Origin of the sequence: Staphylococcus edaphicus (assembly GCF_002614725.1) — a bacterium.
GTDB lineage: Bacteria > Bacillota > Bacilli > Staphylococcales > Staphylococcaceae > Staphylococcus > Staphylococcus edaphicus.
On record NZ_MRZN01000003.1, the window covers coordinates 1 to 22,738 of the forward strand.

Annotated in this window: 21 protein-coding genes and 1 pseudogene; 8 read left to right on the top strand and 14 right to left on the bottom strand. The window is 33.1% G+C overall.

The window, feature by feature from the left end; all coding sequences use genetic code 11:
- The 4 genes from BTJ66_RS02580 to BTJ66_RS02595 form a co-directional block, all read right to left on the bottom strand.
- Positions 1 to 194: transposase (locus BTJ66_RS02580; protein ID WP_476662000.1), on the bottom strand; the 194-nt coding region annotated here is incomplete at its 3' end.
- Between the two features lie 226 nt (positions 195 to 420).
- The gene (locus BTJ66_RS02585) at positions 421 to 1,545 is read right to left on the bottom strand and encodes a glycerate kinase (protein ID WP_099089431.1); all 1,125 of its coding nucleotides are present in this window, start codon (positions 1,543 to 1,545) and stop codon (positions 421 to 423) included.
- Positions 1,546 to 1,821: 276 nt separating this feature from the next.
- Entirely contained in the window at positions 1,822 to 2,142 is a 321-nt protein-coding gene (gene ytxJ / locus BTJ66_RS02590) for a bacillithiol system redox-active protein YtxJ (RefSeq protein ID WP_099089432.1), read from the bottom strand.
- A gap of 153 nt (positions 2,143 to 2,295) precedes the next feature.
- Positions 2,296 to 3,189 carry an EMYY motif lipoprotein gene (locus BTJ66_RS02595; protein WP_099089433.1) on the bottom strand — a complete coding sequence of 298 codons (894 nt, stop codon included), beginning with the start codon at positions 3,187 to 3,189 and terminating at the stop codon, positions 2,296 to 2,298.
- Positions 3,190 to 3,316: 127 nt separating this feature from the next.
- Between BTJ66_RS02595 and BTJ66_RS02600 the strand changes: the two genes are divergently transcribed.
- From BTJ66_RS02600 to BTJ66_RS02610, 3 genes are all read left to right on the top strand, one after another.
- Entirely contained in the window at positions 3,317 to 3,835 is a 519-nt protein-coding gene (locus BTJ66_RS02600; protein WP_099089434.1) for a GrpB family protein, read from the top strand.
- Between the two features lie 164 nt (positions 3,836 to 3,999).
- Positions 4,000 to 4,923, top strand: a complete 924-nt coding sequence (gene murB / locus BTJ66_RS02605; protein ID WP_099089435.1) for a UDP-N-acetylmuramate dehydrogenase — start codon at positions 4,000 to 4,002, stop codon at positions 4,921 to 4,923.
- A gap of 14 nt (positions 4,924 to 4,937) precedes the next feature.
- Positions 4,938 to 5,252: a CHY zinc finger protein gene (locus BTJ66_RS02610; protein ID WP_099089436.1), complete on the top strand. Its 315-nt coding sequence runs from the start codon at positions 4,938 to 4,940 to the stop codon at positions 5,250 to 5,252.
- A 181-nt stretch (positions 5,253 to 5,433) separates the two neighbouring features.
- Here BTJ66_RS02610 and BTJ66_RS02615 read toward each other — a convergent pair whose 3' ends face one another.
- The 8 genes from BTJ66_RS02615 to nrdI form a co-directional block, all read right to left on the bottom strand.
- Positions 5,434 to 5,760: a PH domain-containing protein gene (locus BTJ66_RS02615; protein WP_099089437.1), complete on the bottom strand. Its 327-nt coding sequence runs from the start codon at positions 5,758 to 5,760 to the stop codon at positions 5,434 to 5,436.
- Between the two features lie 197 nt (positions 5,761 to 5,957).
- On the bottom strand, positions 5,958 to 7,004 hold the full coding sequence (locus tag BTJ66_RS02620; RefSeq protein WP_099089438.1) for a ferrated catecholamine ABC transporter substrate-binding lipoprotein SstD: 1,047 nt from the start codon (positions 7,002 to 7,004) through the stop codon (positions 5,958 to 5,960).
- Between the two features lie 109 nt (positions 7,005 to 7,113).
- Positions 7,114 to 7,914: an iron ABC transporter ATP-binding protein gene (locus tag BTJ66_RS02625; RefSeq protein ID WP_099089439.1), complete on the bottom strand. Its 801-nt coding sequence runs from the start codon at positions 7,912 to 7,914 to the stop codon at positions 7,114 to 7,116.
- Complete coding sequence (locus tag BTJ66_RS02630; RefSeq protein WP_099089440.1) at positions 7,911 to 8,870, bottom strand: iron chelate uptake ABC transporter family permease subunit; 960 nt, start codon at positions 8,868 to 8,870, stop codon at positions 7,911 to 7,913. Before BTJ66_RS02630 ends, BTJ66_RS02625 begins: the two co-directional genes overlap by 4 nt.
- Positions 8,860 to 9,828: an ABC transporter permease gene (locus BTJ66_RS02635; protein WP_099089441.1), complete on the bottom strand. Its 969-nt coding sequence runs from the start codon at positions 9,826 to 9,828 to the stop codon at positions 8,860 to 8,862. Before BTJ66_RS02635 ends, BTJ66_RS02630 begins: the two co-directional genes overlap by 11 nt.
- A 385-nt stretch (positions 9,829 to 10,213) precedes the next feature.
- The gene (gene nrdF / locus BTJ66_RS02640) at positions 10,214 to 11,182 is read right to left on the bottom strand and encodes a class 1b ribonucleoside-diphosphate reductase subunit beta (protein WP_099089442.1); all 969 of its coding nucleotides are present in this window, start codon (positions 11,180 to 11,182) and stop codon (positions 10,214 to 10,216) included.
- Positions 11,183 to 11,302: 120 nt separating this feature from the next.
- Complete coding sequence (gene nrdE, locus BTJ66_RS02645; protein WP_099089443.1) at positions 11,303 to 13,408, bottom strand: class 1b ribonucleoside-diphosphate reductase subunit alpha; 2,106 nt, start codon at positions 13,406 to 13,408, stop codon at positions 11,303 to 11,305.
- Positions 13,371 to 13,769, bottom strand: a complete 399-nt coding sequence (gene nrdI / locus BTJ66_RS02650) for a class Ib ribonucleoside-diphosphate reductase assembly flavoprotein NrdI (protein ID WP_099089444.1) — start codon at positions 13,767 to 13,769, stop codon at positions 13,371 to 13,373. Before nrdI ends, nrdE begins: the two co-directional genes overlap by 38 nt.
- Positions 13,770 to 14,484: 715 nt before the next feature.
- On the opposite strand from nrdI, the gene BTJ66_RS02655 reads away from it, so the two are divergent.
- The 5 genes from BTJ66_RS02655 (at position 14,485) to BTJ66_RS02675 (ending at position 20,740) form a co-directional block, all read left to right on the top strand.
- The gene (locus BTJ66_RS02655) at positions 14,485 to 15,372 is read left to right on the top strand and encodes a DMT family transporter (RefSeq protein WP_099089445.1); all 888 of its coding nucleotides are present in this window, start codon (positions 14,485 to 14,487) and stop codon (positions 15,370 to 15,372) included.
- A gap of 13 nt (positions 15,373 to 15,385) precedes the next feature.
- Positions 15,386 to 15,886 carry a preQ(1) synthase gene (queF, locus tag BTJ66_RS02660; protein ID WP_099089446.1) on the top strand — a complete coding sequence of 167 codons (501 nt, stop codon included), beginning with the start codon at positions 15,386 to 15,388 and terminating at the stop codon, positions 15,884 to 15,886.
- Positions 15,887 to 16,065: 179 nt separating this feature from the next.
- The gene (locus tag BTJ66_RS02665; protein ID WP_099089447.1) at positions 16,066 to 17,580 is read left to right on the top strand and encodes a peptide MFS transporter; all 1,515 of its coding nucleotides are present in this window, start codon (positions 16,066 to 16,068) and stop codon (positions 17,578 to 17,580) included.
- A gap of 368 nt (positions 17,581 to 17,948) precedes the next feature.
- Positions 17,949 to 19,457, top strand: coding sequence for a peptide MFS transporter (locus tag BTJ66_RS02670; RefSeq protein WP_099089448.1), 1,509 nt, complete (start codon positions 17,949 to 17,951; stop codon positions 19,455 to 19,457).
- 329 nt (positions 19,458 to 19,786) lie between these two features.
- The gene (locus BTJ66_RS02675; protein WP_099089449.1) at positions 19,787 to 20,740 is read left to right on the top strand and encodes a diacylglycerol/lipid kinase family protein; all 954 of its coding nucleotides are present in this window, start codon (positions 19,787 to 19,789) and stop codon (positions 20,738 to 20,740) included.
- 145 nt (positions 20,741 to 20,885) lie between these two features.
- Here the strand turns inward: BTJ66_RS02675 and BTJ66_RS02680 are convergent.
- Together BTJ66_RS02680 and hisC are read right to left on the bottom strand one after the other, a co-directional pair.
- A pseudogene (locus BTJ66_RS02680) lies at positions 20,886 to 21,433 on the bottom strand (5' nucleotidase, NT5C type).
- A gap of 136 nt (positions 21,434 to 21,569) precedes the next feature.
- On the bottom strand, positions 21,570 to 22,625 hold the full coding sequence (hisC, locus tag BTJ66_RS02685) for a histidinol-phosphate transaminase (protein ID WP_099089450.1): 1,056 nt from the start codon (positions 22,623 to 22,625) through the stop codon (positions 21,570 to 21,572).
- Positions 22,626 to 22,738 lie beyond the last annotated feature (113 nt).

Genomic DNA, 22,738 nt, shown 5'->3' on the forward strand with positions numbered 1-22,738 from the left:
AATATTTTTACTAAAATAACAGGATCTATAGATGGTCTACCATTATCAAGGCAATATTTGTCTTCGACAAGTTCATACACAAAATTTAAATCTAATATCGTATCGACTTTACGTAATAAATGATTATCAGGGACTAATTCAGAGATAGAAATCATTTCATATTGATCTCTTTTATCAATTGATTTATTCAACATAATAAACACCACCACTGTTTAATTTACATATATTATAATATTTTTTGTGTAATATTGGCAGTGATTTATGCCGACTCCTGCGGGAATAGCACTAGCCGAAGACTACAGGCTAAGGCAGTGCCCGCGGAAAGCGTGCATAAAAAAACTGCCAACAAAGTCGTAGACTTTGTCGACAGTCTGAAGCGGCTTGTGATACGTAATCACAAGCCGCTTTTTAATTTATTCTTTATTTATCTATAGTGAATTGCGTCTTTAATAATTTAATTGCTTGTACTGTATAATGCCTGATTTGTATTCCCATTTTAAAATCAGTAAAGCTTTCAGGCATTTCAATAAATGTATTAAACATAGATGTAACACCCATAGACTCAAATAAATCAAATTTATCAGGCGTTGCACAAATAGCAATCGATGGTTTGTCATATTTAGTAGCTAATTCAGCAAGGCGGACAGTTGTCGTTTCTAAAATTTGGTCTTCTTCATTTACACCTTCTCCAAAAATAATTAGGTCGGCCTGTTTAATTAGTGCATCTAAATGTGTGATTTGATCAACTAACGCATGGCTTGTCATGATTTCTGCATCGTAAAGTGCATGAAGCACAGCAGCAATACCACCTCCAGCACCGCCCCTTTGAATAGGTCCAAGTGCAAGTTTTAATTCGCTTTTGAAAATTTCACTTAAATACCAAATCAAATTATCAATTTCCGCTGCCTTTGCTCTATCTAAACCATATGTTTCATACGTTTGCATAATTTCACTATGCTTTCCATATAATTTACTATCAAAATCAGACATAACTTGAAAGCGGACATTTTTTAATTTTGAATTTATGGCTGTTGTATCTATTTTACGAATATACTTCAACATACGACTACCTTGTCGCATATCCACCTCTTGTGCCTCATCGTCATAAAATTTTACGCCAAGCGCTTGTAACATTCCTGCACCACCATCAAAACTTGCAATGCCACCTAGTGAAATTACAATATGGTCCGCATCATTTTCAAGTGCATCAGCAATCATTTCTCCCATACCATAACTTGTGCGTTCATTTATCGGCCGTTGACCACTTAAAAATAAATTACCCTCTATTACAGTCATCCCACTGTCTGTAATGCCATATATAGCTTCTACTTCATTCATATCTGCATCATGGGTAGGCACTCTATATTTAGTACCGGATTGCCATAAAAAGACAGAGTCCATCAATTCATGACGCCCATTAAACAACGGTACCTGAACGATATCTGCTTTTTCAATTTGGCTTGCCACCGCTTCTTCCACATAACGGTTGGCTTGATAACTAGAAATAATTCCATTAAATTCATCCATCGCCACTAACACTTTCATATTTTCACCTCAAATAGTTTTATTCATTGATTTTTGTATAATAAAACATAAACTCATATCATTTACTATGTAACATCCTACTATTTAGTTGAACACAATTCTAACTATACATAGTCACATATGTTTATTTCCAATAAAATAGTAGTCTATATTTCATATTCAACTATTTATTATACATGTCGGATAAACATTTTTCACACTATAAGAAACGCTTGCTAATCACTTTCATATAGATAAGCGTTTAACAAGCGTGTTTCATGTGTATTTGATTATGTTTTATTCTTCTGCATTTGCTAAAGTAGTAACGTTAATGTCATTGTGGCTTGCATTCCAAATCGCCTGTCCCTTTACAAAATAAAATGCTTGCGGCGATTCATGCTTCACATCCGTTTTTTCTTCTATATAATTCGATAATTCTCGTTCTTGCTGTACAATTAAATAATAACCATCCATATCTCGTTCATATAAAAATTTATTAAATTGATCCATTGCATTTGCTGAAGTTGGACACGTTTCACTGTGTTTCAACACAAATACATAATTATTTTCTTTTACAATTTGCTCAAACTGGTCAATCGAACTCAGCTTTATAGCCATTCTATTCACCTCTAAAAATATTTAACACACCCATATTATTTCAAAAGTGTGAAATCTCCACGATATACTCATATCATTGTTTCCAATTATACACAATACTCTTTTTATTGTTAACCGTTTATTTAAAATTTTATAACAATACAAAATTCATCATTAGTGATAATCTTCTTTTATGTTGTTATATTGTTTATCAAAAACAGCATCATATTTTTCTAAATCTTTACTCGCTTTAGGCAATTTTTCACGATTTATTTTCGATAAATCTTTGCTAATATCAATTGTTTCTATGCGTGTTTCATAATAATTTTGTAAACTATAATACATTTCAATCGCATTTTTTCGTGCACTATTGACATAACTATTCGTGATTTCAGCTTTGTTTAAATCTTTAATTTGCTTAGTAATTAAAGGCATTATTTCTTTTTCAATAGATTGTTTAACTTTAATTGAATCCGTTGAATCTGCTTCTTTTTCTGCCGTATGCCTTATTTCTTTGTTGTTTTGTTCTAATTTATGTTTAAAATTGTTCACATCAGTGGTAGCACCTACATCATTTGCACTTTGCATATGTGCTTCAACTTGAGATCTACTTTTTTCAAATAACTTCGTATATTCTAAAATATCTTCATTTGCTTTAATCGCTTGATTGCATAAATCGATAAATAATTTCAAATCGTTAATTGCTGCCTTCTTATCTTTCACTGACGCTAAGTAGGTAGATTTTAAATCTTTAGTTTCTTTAGATTCTGCCGGTAATTTTTTAGCTGCTGTTTCATATGCCTCTAATTTAGGAATTAATTTACTGTTAATGTTATTTTGTAAATCATTGAAGGCTTTCTTGTTCTTATCGGTCATATCTGCATTACTTAAATCATCTAACCGCTTCAACGATATATCATCCATGACATGTTTAAGCTCTTTTTCCTTATTTTTCACATCATTCAGCGAACTATCAAAATCTTTGAACTCGTTAGATCCTTCATTACCACAAGCGCTAAGTGAAATTACAAAGCCAAACAATAAAACAATGCAAAGTAATTTTTTCATTTCTGCACTCCTTATCATTCAGTATTATACAGAAACTTATTTAACTTGAAAATGATATATGATATATTGTTTCAGAATTTACAGTTTAACAGTTATATCAAAACAAAGAAAGGTGTGGACAACCTACATGTATTCAGACATCCAATCTTATATAACTGAAGACAATAAAAATTATTTTGCACAAAAATATCAAATTTTAGAAAAAATGCTTATTAATCTACTCGATACACCTGTTAAAACCACACTACATATTGGTGGTACATCACATTTCAACTATGCCACCGAACCTATATTAGATGTATTAGTAGGTGTCGACAATTTACATGATATTACCACTTTAGATGAAAAACGGTTAAATTATGAGGGCTTTTATCGATTGCACCATCCGTATAAGAAAAAGGTTATCATGGCGCAATTTAACAATTTAATAGATTTAAAACAAATTGCACGTTTGCATATTGTTCAGAAGGATTCTAGTCTTTATCGAGACTATGTCCAATCAAACCAGATACTTACTAATGATAAACAAACTGCTAAACAATTTGGTGCTAATAAATTAATTCTAGCAAATAAAGTTAAATCTATTCGTACATATGAAAATCAAAAACAATATTTATTTCATGAATTAACCCAGACAATCATTTAATCTAATAAAATAATTTGTAACAAATAATGCTATGCTGAGTATATTGAAGTTATGAATTCAATGAATGACGCATAAATTAAAATTAATTATCATAGTATTTAGCAAAGACTAGCAATCATTGGTATAATAAATAAATGAATTCAACAGGAAAGGATGTTCTATAGTTGCATAAAGACGACATCTTAAAAGAATTAAAAGCGATTATTCCAGAAGAAATTATTAAAATTGATGAACCACTTAAAAAATATACATATACTCAAACCGGTGGGAAAGCAGATTACTATCTCTCTCCAACTCAAAATGAACACGTCCAAGCCATCGTTCATTACGCGTATGTTCATGACATCCCTGTGACCTATTTAGGTAATGGCTCGAATATTATCATCCGTGAGGGCGGCATTCGAGGTATTGTGATTAGCCTACTGTCACTTGATTATATTGATGTATCTGATGATGCCATTATTTCTGGAAGTGGTGCTGCAATCATCGATGTTTCACGTACTGCAAGAGATCATGGCTTAACTGGCCTTGAATTTGCCTGTGGTATCCCTGGTTCTATCGGGGGCGCCGTATTTATGAATGCTGGCGCCTATGGAGGCGAAGTGAAAGACTGTATTGATTACTCCCTTTGTGTGAATGATAAGGGGGAATTAATCACATTAACAAATAAAGAACTTGAATTAGATTACCGTAATAGTATTGTTCAAAAAGAGCACCTCGTTGTATTAGAAGCTGCCTTTACTTTGGCGCCTGGTAACCAGAATGAAATCCAAGCATCAATGGATGATTTAACAGAGAGAAGAGAATCAAAACAACCTCTAGAATACCCTTCATGTGGTAGCGTATTCCAACGCCCACCGGGCCACTTTGCAGGCAAATTGATTCAAGATTCTAATTTACAAGGTCATCGAATTGGCGGTGTAGAAGTTTCGACAAAACACGCTGGTTTCATGGTTAACGTAGATAAGGGCACTGCAACTGATTATGAAGATTTAATTCATTATGTTCAAAAAGTCGTAAAAGAAAAATTTGATGTTGAACTCCATCCTGAAGTACGAATTATCGGAGAACATCCTCTCGATGATTAATAGGAGATATCATTATGGTAAATGTATATGGATCCACAGTAGATAATGAGGCACGTTGTACGCATTATCAAACACCTTTAGATATTATTGCCATTAAGTTTAAATGCTGTAATAAATATTACCCATGTTATAAATGTCACAATGAGCATGAATCGCATGCCATTCAGCGCTGGCATGCGAATGAATTTCATGAAAAAGCAATTTTGTGTGGTGTTTGTAAGCATGAAATGACTATCAATGATTATATGATGACAGAAGCTTGTCCTAAATGTGATGCTCATTTTAATAATCGTTGTAAGTATCATTATCATTTATACTTTGAGATTTAAATCATGGCATTAAAGACCTAATATTTTGATAATAAGGAATCCGAATTTTAAACAACACAGGTTGATTTGAGTGCTTATGCATTGCAATGCTTTACTACCTAAAGCAAAAAGCGTCTGGAACATAGATTTTTGTTCCAGACGCTTTTTGCTGTTTATTTGGTCAATTACATTTCACAGTGACTTATTGATCGATTTTATCGCTAACATATTGAACAAAAGTTTCTACGTCACCTTTTTGAATATTCTTCATTGGCATAGGTCCAATATTAAAAGTGAAATTGATTTTTTCTCCGTCGTATTCGATTTTCTCAACTTCATTATATGCAATGCTTCTATAATAGAACTCACCATTCATATCAACATTGAGAATAATTCTCTCATTGGTAGCTATAAATGCACCTTCAAATTCCGTAGAACCTTGCACCGAATATTCTATCGTTCCTAAAACAGTTGGTCCTTTTTTTTCAGTTGGAAATAAATCATTTGGATTTACATTATCTAATATCATGTATCTTCGTCCCCCTACAATTACTATAAACTTTCTATTTATATACTCGCTTAAAGTATGATGATACATGTATTATAACATTACTCCGATGCTGATGAATAATTTAACGTTTTGACTCATTCACATATCTATAAAGAGGGCGTCTGGAATAAATTCCAGACGCCAAATGATTCTATATCCCCACACCTTGAGTGTTTTTATTTTTCCATCGCTTTGTCAACTTCGTCTATTTGTTTTATTGCTGTCGTTGTTGATCCACTAGCAAAATACCAAAGTTTTGGATCTAATTCATAAACTTTATTATCTTTAATAGCTTTAACATCTTTAATAACATCATTTCCTAACGCTTTTTTAGCTGTTGCGTCGCCACTTACTGCTTGACCACGATCCATTGCAAAGATAATACTTGGATCTTTCTCAGCAATGTATTCATTTGTAACATTTTGACCATGTTGGCTATCTTTTATATTTTCATCTGCAGGTGTGAAGCCCATTGTATCAAAAATCAATGAACCGAAACGTTCACCAGCACCAAATGTTGATAACTCACCCTCGTTAACTAATAAGAATAATGCTTTATCATTTTTTAAGTCTTTTGTTTTTTCTTTCATACTCGCAATTTTATCATCTAGTTTTTTGTTTAAATCTTTGACTTTATCTTCTTTGTCATAGATCTGTCCTAAGTTATCTGCATTTTTCTTCATAGATTTCAATTCATCTTTATTATCAGTACCTACATAGACAACTTTTGCATCAGGTGCTGCTTTTTTAAATTCATCTAGATTTTTTTGGTTTGCTGTACGACCAGATATGTAAATCACGTCTGGTTTAGCTTCTGCAATCTTATCAAAATTAACTTCTTTCAGATTACCAGTATTTAAATACTTGTCATCTTTGAAGTCGCTTAAAAAATCTGGTAATGACTTATTACCTTCTCCTTTTGGAAGGGCTTTGACTTTATCTTCTAGACCAAGTTCTTTCATTGTATCTAGTGCGCCATAATCTAAAACAACTGCTTTTTCCGGATTTTTAGGGACCTCTACTGTTTCTTTAACAGTTTTTGCATCGCTACCATCACGTTTTTCTCCATTTGCTTTATAATTATTTTCAATTTTCACTGTTTCATTTGAATCTTTATTCTTTGAATCAGTATCTGAAGATTTTTTATCTTCTGATCCACCATTACTACATGCTACTAATAAAAACATTAATCCAACTACTAATAATAATCCTAACTTTTTCATGTACTTAACTCCTCCTGAATTTCTTAATGATGTACTACCTTTTATGTCCCTGTAAGTTTAACAACGTTACTGTTGCATCACTCCCTTCAAGATTAACAATTCATTCGTCTTACATAGAATGTGCCAATACTGATTCTGGTACTTCAGTCGCTTCATCATAATAAATGCAAATACGTTGTCCACGAATTTCTTCAATTTTGACATCCATATCATATAATTCTTTTAAAGTATCTGTTTGTATCACTGCGTTCTTCGTACTTGCTTTAACAAGCTTGCCGTCTTTTAATGCGATAATATCATCCGAATAACAAGACGCGAAATTGATATCATGAATCACAACAACAATGGTCTTGTTTAATTCTTGGGCTAACCTTCTCAATGTTTGCATAATTTGAACTGAATGTTTCATGTCTAAATTATTTAGAGGTTCATCAAGTAAAATATAATCCGTATCTTGTGCAATCGTCATTGCTACATAAGCTCGTTGACGTTGCCCGCCCGAAAGTGTTTTTAAATATCTATCTCTAATCTCATTTAAATGTAGCAAATCGAGTGCATATTCAACTTGGTCTCTATCTTCTTGTTTTAAACGACCTTTCGAATGTGGAAAACGACCAAAATTCACTAACTCTTCGACCGTTATATTTAACTCTGTATGATTAGATTGTTTTAAAATAGATAGTTTTTTAGCCAAATCATTACTTTTATAATCCGTAATAGATTGTCCCTCTATGTCAATAGTGCCTTTTTCAAAATCTATTAATCGAGTGATAGCAGATAATAATGTACTCTTACCTGCACCATTTGGACCTATCATTGAAGTAAGACGACCTTTGTGTATGTCTACGTTAATGTCTTGCAAAATCGCTTTGTCTTGAATCGTTTTATTAAGCCCTTGTACTCGTATCAATTCGCATGTCTCCTTTTAAGTAATAAATAAATGAAGTAACTACCACCTACAAGATCAATGATGATGCTAACTTGTGTTGTCGCTTCAAAGAAATTTTCTACAATTGCTTGTGCTAAGAATAAACTAAGCCAACTAATACAAATCGTTGCAGGCAAAATATATTTGTGTTGATATGTTTTCATTAATTCATGCGCTAAGTTTACTGTCAATAATCCTAAGAATGTGATTGGCCCCACTAGTGCAGTTGAGATAGACACCAAAATAGCCACTAGAATTAATAAGATACGTGTTAGCATTTGATAAGATATACCTAAATTAATCGCTTGATCACGGCCTAAGAGTAAAACATCTAAATATGGTATTAAGTAAATGGTGATTAATATTAAAACAATCAGTATGATACCGCATAACGCAACCAATTTACTATTAGATGCATCAAAGTTTGCAAACATCGCACTTTGTACGGCTAAAAAATCTTCAGGATTTATGATTAACTCTAAAAATCCTGTGATACTTCTAAAGAATGTCCCTAAAATAATGCCCACTAGTAAAATAAAATAGACTGAGACATTGCCAATTCTAAAAATACCTTGAAATAATAGAAGCGAAAAGCCAATCATAGTTATGAGTGATATAAAGAAACTCATGTACAAATTTGTAACAAATACCGATTGCACGCCAAATATAAAGACGATCAATACCTTTACAAACATGTATACTGCATCTAATCCCATAATTGACGGTGTCAACAACCTGTTTGTAGTAATAGCTTGGAAGATAACTACAGATGCGGCAATGGCACCACCTACTAAAACCATCAAAATAAGTTTGCGCAATCTACTTGTAAATTGATATTGGAAAATTGCGAAATCAATGCCTATGAGCAAATAAAGTATTGCTATAATTACTGTTGCTACAATTAATATAAATAATTTAGATTTAGCACTAATTTGCATAATTATGTCGTCCTTTCATTAACAAGATTATGAAAATAATCGTGCCAAAAACTCCAATGGTTAAGCCAATATTAATTTCATATGGATATACGATGATTCTGCCAAAAATGTCAGAAAACATTACAAAAATAGCACCAAGCATTGCCGTATGAGGCAAGGCATTTTTTAAGTGATCACCTCTAAATATGGAGACGATATTAGGGACAATGAGTCCTAAGAAAGGGAGGGTTCCGACAGTCACAACAACTAGCGCAGTAATAGTAGCTGTTATAAATAAGCCAATATTAATTATTTTTTCATAATTGACGCCTAAGTTATTACTAAAGTCTTTGCCCATTCCAGCAATCGTAAAATGATTTGCAAAAATATATGTAAGTACTAATAAAGGAATACTTAAGTATAAAATCTCATATCTACCACTAGTGATAATTGCGAAATTACCATTTAACCAATTTCCAATACTTTGAACTGTGTTCGTTCTCAACGCTATAAACGTGGCAAAACTCGATATAATACCACCTAGCATGATACCTAATAGTGGTATAAAAATAACATCGGTAAACCGTATGTATTGCACCAATTTAACAAAAAGGAAAGTCCCAGCAATGCTTAACGTCACTGCAAAAATTAATTTTATGATGATGTTCTCTTGTGGGAAAAATATCATAGATAGCAAAATCCCTAACTTTGCCCACTCCATTGTACCGGCAGTTGTGGGACTGACAAATTTATTCTGCATCATCTGTTGCATAATTAAACCCGCAAGCGCTAATGTACTTCCAGAAATGAGTATACTCACCGTTCTTGGAATTCTACTCGAAACAATAATATTCATTTGTGCATCTGTCAGATGGAAAATGTCTGTGATTGATACCTTGCTTACGCCTAAAAACAGAGAAAGGATGGTAAGGATGAGTAAAATAATAGCTAAGACAATACCATTAAAAAAATATTTCATAATTGAACTACCTCTAACCCTTTCGATTTTAAAATCCAATTTTTTAATGCTATTGGTTATGATAATCATTATCAACAACTATATTAAAATTCTACCATTTTTAATTGTAAATTCAATAGGTATATGCGATTTAAATATAATCTATATATGCATAATGACATAATTTAATATCGCAACTAAAAAATCACAGCACTTTATTTTAATTTTCCTTCTATATATAAATTTATTTTAATACGAATTACATTAAATCATGCTTCTATATGAATATAAAAAAACCGAGACAACATACATGTCTCGGCTTAAATCATCGTATTGGCAGTTATTATTATCATTAAAACTGCACTAAATTGCTAAGTTCTTTTTCTAAATCAACCACATCTATTGTTTATTCGTCAAATACGAAATCTTCATCTTTTAATGCCTCTACATTAAGTGCCAATGTATAACCATCACCTTTAACTGAGAAGAAGTCATGGTTTTTAGTAGTAGTATCTAATGCATTTTCAATGATTGGATTAAATTCACGCTCTTCAAAATACGGATCAAAACCTAAGTTAGATAATGCCTTGTTACCATTATATCTGACATAGTTTAATACATCTTCGGCCAATCCAATATCATCATAAAGTGAATGTGTATAAGCAACTTCATTTTTGTATAAGTCATCTAACAATTTATACATATCTTGGTCTGCTTGTAACTTCTCACTTTCTGAGAGCTCATTACGTAAACTTTGTGCATCCATTCCTGTAAATACGCCATGAATAGACTCATCTAATAAGATTTTACGAATAATTTCTCCTGAAGTTGTCATCTTACCTTGACCGGCAAGATAAAGCGGATAATAGAAACCTGAATAGAATAAAAATGTTTCTAAAAATACACTTGATACACGTGCCATATATTGATCATAAATCGAAGCCTCTTTACCCCATAGTTTATGATAATTATTTATAATTTTATCTGATTTATATTTTAAATGAGGTTCTTCAATAACCCATTTATCCAATAAATAGTTTGTTTCACTGGAAGGTAGTAATGTTGTAAAGATATGTGAATAACTTTTAGCATGGATTTGTTCCATCATGGCCATAAATGAATAAACGGCTTTTTTACGTAAATCCGTTGTATGTAACATAATCAGTGGCATACCATCATCGGCTTGGTGTGTGTCCAATCCTGTTAAACCAGCTAATGCTTTTTTAAAAGCTTCTTTTTCTGGATCTGTTAACGTCTTCCAACTTGCAATATCTTTAGATACTTTAAATTCAGTTTCTACCCACATCTGTGAAATATTTTGTCGCCAAAACATATTTGTCATGTCTTCTTGCGTATTCCAATTGACTGCTTTCATTTAGTTATTGTCCCCTATCCAATAAATATTTAATTAAGCAGTGATATACAGCCTAACCTTATAGCTAGATCAGACTGCTTCATAATACCACTGTTCACTTGTACCTATGTGATTTGTCTATTAAATTGAACAACTTGTACATTCTTCTACGCTTAATAGTTTATTTCGCGTATAATATAAAGATTTCAATCCTTTGTGATGTGCATATACATATAATCTTGACAATTCACGTGTAGAAATTTCAGAGTTGACATAAAGAATCGTAGAAATTCCTTGGTCAATATGTGTTTGAATCGTTGAAATTAAATCAATTAATTTCATTTGATCTGTATTAAATGCTGACTTGTAATACCACATTGTTTCAGGTGATAGAAATGGCATTGGATAGAAAGTTTCTGCATTGCCATACGTACGACGCTCGATTTGATCAACAATTGGCATTACTGAGCTTGTCGCGTTTTGAACATATGAAATACTTTGCGTTGGTGCAATTGCTAAACGGTATGCATGGAAAAGACCATTGGCTTCAACCTTTTGTTGAAGTGCTTTCCAATCTTCTGGTGTTGGAATTTCCAATCCATCAAATAATTTACGCACTTTTTCATATTTTGGCTCAAATGTTTGTGAAGTATAAAATTCAAAATATTTACCGTTTGCATAATCAGATTTCTCAAAGTCTTTGTATACCTCTTGTCTTTCCTTAGCGATTTCCATAGAACGCTCTAATGAATAATAATTCATCATCATAAAGAAGATATTAGCGAAATCTTTGGCTTCTTCTGATTCATAACCAATCTTATTTTTGGCCAAATAGCCGTGTAAATTCATCACGCCTAATCCAACAGAATGTAACTCTCTATTTGCTTTTCTTACGCCTGGTGCATTTTGAATATCTGCTTCATCACTTACAACTGTCAATGCATCCATGCCTGTGTGCACAGAATCTTTAAATTTACCTGATTCCATAACATTAACAATATTTAACGAGCCTAGATTACAAGAAATATCACGTTTAATTTCATCCTCAGTACCGTAATCATTAATTACAGAAGTTTCTTGTAATTGGAAGATTTCTGTACATAAATTACTCATTTTAATTTGACCAATATCAGCGTTAGCATGTACTTTATTTGCATTATCTTTGAACATTAAATATGGATAGCCCGATTGTAATTGTGTTTGTGCAATCGTATTTAACATTTCACGTGCGTCTTTTTTCTTTTTATCAATATTCGGGTTAGCAACCAGTTCGTCATAGTATTCGTCTAAATTAATATCGTCTAATGTCACACCATACTCTTTATAAATTGTATGTGGCGCAAACATATGAAAATCTTTACCCTCTTTGGCTAAATCAAAGAATTTAGATGGCACAATTAAACCAGTTGAAATCGTTGATAAACGTAAATCTTCATCCGCATTTACTTTTTTCGTATCTAAAAATTCTTCCACATCATAATGGAAAATATTTAAATAAACAGCACCTGCACCAGGTCTTTGTCCTAGTTGGTCTGCATAACTAAAGCCACCTTCAAGAGATTTTGCAACAGGTAGCACACCTTTCGCTACCCCTTTAATGCCTTTAATTGCTTCACCACGCGCACGTAATTTAGATAAGTTGATTGCGACACCGCCGCCAATTTTACTTAATTGTTTCGCTGTTGAGTCAATAAAGTTAATTGAGTTTAAACTATCATCTGTTTCTAATAAGAAACAAGATACCAATTCTCCACGACGTGCACGTCCAGCATTTAAGAAAGTCGGCGTAGCTGGTTGATAACGTTGTTCAACCATTGCTGAAATAAATTGTTTCGCTGTTGCTTTGTGACCATTAGCTAAATAAAGCGCCACAATTGCTACGTGTTGCTTATAATCTTCTAGATATTGGCTTTTATCATTTGTTTTCAATGCATAATCTTTATAAAATTTACTTGCTGACATGTAGCTTGCAAATTCAAACGGAATACCTTTAGCATAATCTGTAATTTCTTGTAGGTCAGCTTCTGAATATTTTGCAAACAAGTCAAAATAGAAGTCATTATCAACGAGATAGTGTAGACGCTCAATTTCAGTGTCAAAATAAATTGTTTTATCCTGAATCTCTTCTAAATATACCTCAAGTGCTTCTTGATCTTTTTCTAAATTAAAAAAACCATTGTCTTTACGTTTCGTTACTTCGTTATTTAACTCAATATGATTGTATTTCTTCTCGTCCATAATTTTCATTGAACTGCCCCACCTTATCTTTAAATTCGCTAATATCGCTCTGTGTTCCTTGAACTTCAAATTTCATAAGTAAAGGAACTTGATAGCTTTCCGAGATCGACCGTCCAGCTTTCGCAAAGTTTTGTCCCCAATTGCGATTTCCACTTGCTGCAACGGCCCTTAGTAAATCATGATTTATGTCTAAAAATGACTGAACTGGTTGTGGTACTTCTCCAAATCCTATCGTTCCAGTGACCAAGATGAATGGTTCTTCAATATTCTCAGTACAATTATTTTGAGTTATCTCCATAACATTGGTAAGTTCTGTTTTTTTAATAAACCTACGTACATTGCCCGAAAATGAAAAATAAACAACCTTCATAGGATCACCTTCTTTCTAAACTTATATTTTATTCGTATTACAGTTGTCATCAAATAGAACTTATCGTATTTATATTTTAAAATTAATTTAAGTAGTAACCATCAATTGAGCTAACCACAATATATAGTGATTACATTAAACTCTATAGAGTTATGTAAAAGTTCAATAATTAGGTATTAATGCTTGATTTGTCATGATTGAATGCCCAAAGTAGTGTTATTTTACTTAAAATATGATTTATTATAAATAAATTGACCACGTTATAAAACACAATATATTGTGTTTCTCCCTGGCCTTAAGTACTATATTATGTGTTTTATTATACATAAGTCCGAAAGTTATTTAAAGGCCTTTGTTCATGACGAAATTTTGAATAGTAAACAGAAATGGCACCAATTCAACGTTAACTGCTCATTTTAATTTTATAAAAAAATTTTTTCGAAATTCAAAGCTATTTTATTTGCTTTTTCCCAAAAGCTTGTAAGCATTGATATAACTCCATTTAAGAAATAACGACTCCAAAATTGACTACAATTGAAATTGTTTGGAAAATAAAATTTAATAGAATATATTTCGCATTTCAGCCAGAAAACAGAACATTTGTTCCCTTTTGTTAGTTTACTCCCTTTTCAATTTACTTTCAAGCATATATACATGTTCTATATAGTTATGCTAATATGAATACGTTAAAAATTTAAAAATCGAGGCGATACATATGAATCCTAAAGTTAAGGGGATTATTGCTATCCTGGTTTCCGCAGTTGGCTTTAGCTTTATGTCTGTTTTCTTCAGATTAGCGGGAGACTTACCTGTATTTCAAAAGTCACTCGCTCGAAATTTAGTAGCTATGTTTATTCCGTTATATTTTATTTATAAATATAAACAACCGCTATTCGGTAAACTCAGCAGTCAGCCGCTTTTAATTTCGCGTTCTACTTTAGGTTTAATCGGTGTCCTATTAAATATCTATGCCATAGATCATATGATTTTAAGCGATGCTGATACATTAATGAAACTCAATCCTTTTTGGACTATCTTACTTAGTTTAATATTTCTAAATGAAAAAATTCGTAACTATCAATTGATAGCGATGGTGGTTGCAATTTTCGGCATGTTATTTGTTGTTAAACCTGAATTTTCATCATCTATGATTCCTGCGATTGGTGGTTTATTCTCAGGTATTTTTGCCGCAAGTGCTTATACTTGTGTAAGAGCGCTAAGTACACGTGAAGCGCCATATACGATTGTATTTTATTTTTCATTCTTTTCTATTATCGTTTTAATACCATTTACGGCCTTTACATTCGAACCGATGACTATGATGCAAGTTGTGTATTTAATTGGTGCTGGTCTTGCAGCAGCTGCTGGTCAAATTGGCATTACATTAGCTTACAGTTACGCGCCCGCTAAAGACATTTCTATATTCACGTATGCATCTATTGTCTTTACAGCTTTATTTGGATTTATCTTGTTTGGAGAATCCCCAGACTTTTATGCGATTTTAGGTTATGTCATCATCATAGGTTCAAGTTACTACATGTTTGAAAAAGCAAGACGACAACCACTAACATTACAAAAAGAAGAACAAAAACCAAAAACATAAGGAGTGTTATACCATGTCAGAAGGACGTAATAAACAAGAATTAGAAGATGTTACACTACTAGGGAACCAAAACAATAAATATGACTTTGATTATAGACCCGATGTATTAGAATCTTTTGATAATAAGCATCAGGGCCGTGATTATTTTGTTAAGTTCAACTGTCCTGAATTCACATCTTTATGCCCTATTACAGGACAACCAGATTTTGCGACTATTTATATCTCGTATATCCCAAATATTAAAATGGTTGAATCCAAATCATTAAAACTATATTTGTTTAGTTTCAGAAATCATGGTGACTTTCATGAAGACTGTATGAACATCATTATGAATGACTTAATAGAACTTATGGATCCACATTATATTGAGGTTTGGGGCAAATTCACACCACGTGGTGGTATCTCAATAGATCCATATACAAATTATGGTCGTCCAAACTCTAAATATGAGAAAATGGCAGAGCATCGCTTAATGAACCATGACCTTTATCCTGAAAAGATAGACAACCGTTAATAATTTCTTACTATTAATAATCCACTCGAAACCAAAAGTAGTTCGTGTGGATTATTTTTTTATTATTTTACTTAAATATTAAAACGCTTACTAATATGATTTTGTACTATTGATATATACACTTGTTATTTTTGTGAAAACATTATAAAATAAATCCAACCATTTAGGGGAGGGAAATTATGAAACAGATAAGTTACACGCACGAAGAAATTATGAAAAGTACTCCGAGAAAGGGGTTCTTCGGACATCCAAAAGGACTAGGCACACTGTTTTTCACTGAATTTTGGGAGCGATTCAGTTATTATGGTATGAAAGCGATACTAATATATTATCTTTATTATAGTGTGGCTGAGGGTGGTTTCGGTTTAAGCCAAGCCGTGGCAATGCAAATTGTCGCAATTTACGGAACTTTAATTTATATGTCAGGTGTTATTGGGGCGTGGATTGCAGATCGGATAACCGGGACACAAAGCGCTGTCTTCTACGGTGGATTCCTAATCATGATTGGGCATATTTTATTGTCCTTACCAAATAATTTAACATTAGTAATGGTTGCGCTCGCAGTCATTATTGCAGGTACTGGTCTATTAAAACCAAACATTTCATCAACAGTTGGTGAACTCTATGATCGTAATGATGTAAGACGAGACGCTGCATTCACTTTATTCTATATGGGTATTAATTTCGGTAGTTTATTTGCGCCATTAATTACAGGTTATTTACAAACTAGAGTTAGTTTCCACGCTGGTTTCTTAATCGCTGCTATCGGTATGTTCTGTGGACTTGTGGTCTATACTTTAAAACGTAAAGTAAACTTAGGCTTGGCGGGTCGTAACGTACCGAATCCTTTAACAAGACCAGAAATTAAAAAGTTCGTTCTATTTAGTACAGGGATGATTGTATTATTTTTAGTGTATTTATTAATTCTACATTTGAATAATGCCTTAACTTTAGAAAACTTTAGCTTTTTAATTACCATTTTAGGTATTGTATTACCAATCTACTTGTTTATTAATATGATTTTACATAAAGACGTTACGCAAGATGAACGTTCACGTGTATATAGTTACATACCATTGTATATTACATCTGTTGCCTTTTGGATGATACAAGAACAAGGGTCAACGATTCTCGCAACATTTGCAGATAAAAAGACGCAACTAGAAATGTCAGTATTAACGAATGGATTCATAGATTTCTCAATCCCTGCATCATGGGCACAATCTTTAAATCCATTGTTTATCATTCTCTTAGCACCTGTCTTTGCAACGCTATGGGTTAAATTAGGCAAAAAGAACCCACCTACGGTACATAAATTTGCCTATGGTGCAATTATCGCTGGTTTGTCCTATCTAGTCATGATTATTCCATTGGCTACAGGTAATGACTTAATTAATCCATTATGGCTTGTGCTAAGTTTCTTTTTAATTACTATCGGAGAGCTTTGCATCTCACCAGTTGGTTTATCGACTACTACAAAATTAGCGCCAGTCACATTCACAGCACGTATGATGAGTTTATGGATGTTAAGTAATGCAACAGCACAAGGACTTAACGCACAACTCGTAGTTGTTTATACAAAAATGGACCAAAGTGACTACTTCATGTATTCAGGTTTAGTCGCAGTGGTAATCGGTATTCTATTATTAATCATTTCACCAAAAGTAAAACGTGCAATGAAAGGTGTTTACTAATTACGCATAGATTCTAATTAACATATCTTTTAAGCTTTATATATAAGCTGTCAGCAACACCACATTATGGTTAGCTGGCAGTTTTTCTTTTGCCATTATTGGATAAACATAGACAGTAGTTGAAAGCGTTGATGATCACACTATCCTCAAATAAAGTGCAAATTCACTTCATTATATCCCTGCTTTTATGATTACATTAAACACTTATATTTACAATTTGCTATTTAAATCATACAAAATTAATTACAATAATTAACAGAATATTCTTAATATTCTTATTTTGAGAATATTATTGCAATTTAATTTTATTAAGCGTAAAATCTTTTTTATACATTTTTATTGGGAGCAAGAAAGGACGGGAATGTTTTATGCAAGACAAATACATATCACAAGACTCAACAGTTGAACTTATTCCTCAGAAAGGTTTTTTTGGACATCCTAAAGGACTCGGCGTATTATTCTTTGTAGAATTCTGGGAAAGATTTAGCTATTACGGCATGCGTGCCTTACTAATCTTTTACATGTATTTTGCTATAAAAGATGGCGGCTTAGGTATGGACAAAGGGACAGCTCAATCTGTCATGGCTGTATACGGAGCCCTTATCTATATGACTTCGGTGCTAGGAGGATGGATTTCTGATAGAATCACAGGTACACGTGCCGCCACTTTCTATGGCGGCGTATTAATTATTATCGGACATATTTTCTTAAGTTTACCCTTAGATATCGTTGGCTTATTTATTTCAATGTTCTTTATTATTGTTGGTTCTGGTTTAATGAAGCCAAGTATTTCTAACATTGTGGGACGCTTATACCCTGAGAACGACTCACGTATTGATGCCGGTTTTGTTATTTTCTATATGTCTGTAAATCTAGGTGGCTTAATTTCACCATTGATTCTGAACCAATTCGTAGACTCAGGTAACTTCCATGCTGGTTTCTTAATTGCAGCAGTAGGTATGGCACTTGGTTTAGTATGGTATATGCTATTTAACAAGAAAAATATTGGTAGTGTAGGTACAAAACCAACCAATCCTTTAAATCAAAGTGAAAAGAAAAAATATAGTTTTATATTTGCAGTGGCTATTTTACTGATTGCTGCAGTACTTGTTATTACGGGATTAACGGGTACCTTATCGTTTAATATTGTCAGTACCACTGTGCTAATACTTGGTGTTGCGCTGCCAATCATCTACTTCACTATTATGATTCGCAGTAAAGATGTTACCGATGAAGAACGTTCACGAGTGATTGCATTTATACCATTGTTTATTTTAGGAGTCGTATTCTGGTCTATTCAAGAACAAGGCGCAAATGTACTTAACTTATTCGCTTTTGAAAGCAGTGACATGAAATTAAACATTTTTGGGTGGAAGACAGATTTTGGTCCAACGCTCTTCCAATCCATTAATCCACTATTCATCGTATTGTTAGCGCCTGTTATTTCATTAATTTGGGCGAAAATGGCGAGACGCCAACCAAGCATAGCAACAAAGTTTGTACTTGGTGCCATACTCGCAGGTGCCTCTTACATCATGATAGGTTTAATTGGCCACTCAGCAGATGGTTCAATGCTAAGTGTTAACTGGGTCATCCTTTCGTACATCATCTGTGTTATTGGTGAACTTTGCTTATCTCCTACTGGAAATAGTGCGGCAGTTAAATTAGCACCAAAAGCGTTTAATACACAAATGATGAGTTTATGGTTATTAACAAATGCCTGTGCGCAAGCAATTAATGGTACCTTGGTAAAATTAATCGAACCACTTGGACATAAAAACTACTTCCTTCTATTGGGTGTCATCGCGATCGTAGTCAGTCTTATCGTTCTTGCATTCGTACCAAAAATTGTCAAAGGTATGCGTGGTATTAAATAAATGCTAAGTTCTATATATTAGTAATTTTCATTATATAAAGCTGAGTTTCTTAATTAGATTAAGTCGCTCAGCTTTTTTATTGTGTTGGAGATACTTTATTTTACCTATATTGCCACCTTTCATCGTTCAAGCTACCCATTTGTGTCACCACTAATTATTAAACTTATTACACTGCTTTTAAATGGCTTCAAAATATAGCATTTCTTATTCATCGCATAGCACTATTGTAATCTTTAAGTCCTATTATATCGTTTTGGACATATTATTATAAAAAAACGGGTAAACTATTATATAAACAAATCAAAAATTAGAGAAATACGGTGAATAGCATGACTCAGAAACAATATAAGCACGGTGTATTATTTTACCATGAACATACAGGTATTAAAGATATCTATAGAGGTTTAGGTGATGTTGCAACATCATTAACTACATTTTGTAAACATTTATCAATACAATTAAGTGAAAATGAAGGCGATATCATCACCTTTTGTCAAAAAATCAAGGATCAACATTACAGTGATGACGTCGATATCATCTTTATATTAGGTGGCGATGGCACCGTTAATGAATTAGTAAACGGCTTGATGAAAAGCAATCTAAATCTACCTATCGGTATCATCCCTGGTGGTACATTCAATGACTTTGTAAAAACGCTAAACCTTCATCCACGTCATAAAATAGCCAGCCAACAACTGATGGATGCTGAATTAAGACCCTATGATGTTATGAAGGTCAATGGCGACTATGCGCTCAACTTTATTGGTCTTGGCTTAATTGTTCAAAATGCAGAAAATGTACAGAACGGTAATAAAGATGTATTCGGTAAGCTAAGTTATGTAGGTTCTACTGTCAAAACACTACTTAATCCAGAACATTTTGACTATAAAATTTTAGTCGATGATCAAACCATAGAAGGTAACACGTCGATGCTCGTTGTAGCAAATGGCCCTTTTATTGGCGGTAGCCGTATTCCATTAACAGATTTATCACCAAATGATGGGTATTTAAATACTTTTGTGTTCAAAGAACAAAGTTCAAGTGTGTTAAATGATGTGTTTAAACAACGTGATAGTATGAATTGGAACAAAATGACTGATGGAATTAAACATCTACTCGCTAAAAAAATTACGATTGAAACCGAGCCACAAATGAAAGTAGATATCGATGGAGAAATTAATTTAAAGACACCATTAAACATAGAAGTTATTCCAAATGCTATTTATATCTTGACATTACCTGAGGCACAAGCAGCAAGCCAATCCCAAAATAACAATAACTAAATTTCATTAGAATATATAATCCATTAATTTTAACTATATTTTATGGTTGGAAATCTGTTAAAAACCAAAACACGAGAGGGACGCTGAAATCATTTGAATAAAAATGGTTTCATCGTCCCTCTCATGTTTAAATTAATCGTCGCACTTAAATATTGTATCCGCCATCTCCTAAGAAATATTGTTCTACATCTTTCCAATTATTCACACGCGTAAATCTATCATCATGAATATTATGTGTCGCCGTGTACATAATAGATGTTCCAGTAAATATACTGAGTTGTCTTGGATTATCATCAATTAGATAATCTGCATTTACGATATCTTTTCTACCGCAAAATACAAAATGCTGTGGGTCTAAAAATGGAAAATATTCTCTCAACCAAGCATATTTGTCATGGAATGACGTTGGAACGTCCATTGCCGCAGTTGCAATATACACATCATAATGTTCTGTTAATTTCTTAACTACGTCTTGAGCATCTGCCATCACTTTTAATTTTTTAAAAATCCAGGCTCTCTCAAAATTTCAGTAAGTAAACCATCATGTTCGGGCATCGCATGTCTTAGTTTAATACCGTCTAACATATCAATTGTAATCCCTAAATCCGTACGATTGTTCACGTCTTCAATCAGTGCACCTACTGTATCCGCAAGTACTTCATCCATATCTATCGCTATCGATTGTTTAGCCATCGTCTTCCTCTACTCCCTTATCAACTCTAATCTGTAATAATCTCAGTATAGCAAAAAACGCCCAACGAAACCAAAGTTGCACCACATCATCACATTAATGCACTTTAATTAAGCTGAACGTCAAATCATTTAGTGATTATAGGTCAAAGCGTTCAAGTACTTCTCGCATCTTAGCGTTTTGTTCTGGGAATCCTATCGTAATTCGAACGCCATTTGGAAATTCTCTCGTAATACAACCCACATTTAACAGCGCTTCATAAAGTTCATGTGGTTTCTCCGTATTCACAAAAATAAAATTCGTCTGGCTTGGATAAAAGTGATCGCTTTGTGAAAGTTCGAAAAACTTCTCTCTTTCTTGTGCATTTCGTTCACGAATTGATAATAAGTAGTCTTGATCTTCTAATGCAGCTAATGCAGCATATTCTGATAAGCGTCCAACATTAAAAGGAGGGCGTATGATATTATACTTTTCAATCGCTTCTTTTGGTGCAATGACATAGCCAATGCGCATTCCTGCTAGACCATATGCTTTAGAAAATGTACGTAATAAAAATGCATTTTCAAACCGTTGTTGTAAGGCTAATGTATCAGGAAAGTCTTTAGCTGTTACAAATTCTACGTAGGCCTCATCTACAATTACTGGAATATGACTTGGTACACGTTCTAAAAAACTTTGAAGTGCTTCGTGCGTAAAGTATCTCCCAGTTGGATTATTTGGATTGCATAACCATACAAGCTTTGTATCATTATCTATTTCTGCTAAAATGCCTTCTAAATCAAATTCACCTTTTTGTAATGGGACTTGAACAACATCTGCTGATTCTACAATCGCATTATGATAATACTGACCAAATGTCATTTCGCTTGTCACAATTTTATCTCCAGGTGTCAATACGGCTCTCGAAATCATTAATATGACTTCATCTAGACCAGCACCAAATAGTATACGTGCGGAATCTATATTTAAATGTTTACTTATTGCCGCCTTAATTGATGGAGAACCCGTTTCTGGGTAATACTGCAGCTCATCTAAATGAGCTTGAATCGCTTCTGTCACTCTTGGTGACGGACCATATAAATTTTCATTTGATGCTAATTTATGTAATTCGCCTTCAATACCATAACTTTCTTTTAACGCACGAGGTGATAACCCAGGTTCGTATGCTGATAATTGTTCTATTTGTTTCTTCATTGTTGTATCGGTCCTCCTTGAATTTACAGAAATTTCAAAACTTAATAACTATTATAAACCCAATAATCCATGAAAATCAATGTATCGTTATCATCAAATGACGTTTAGATTTA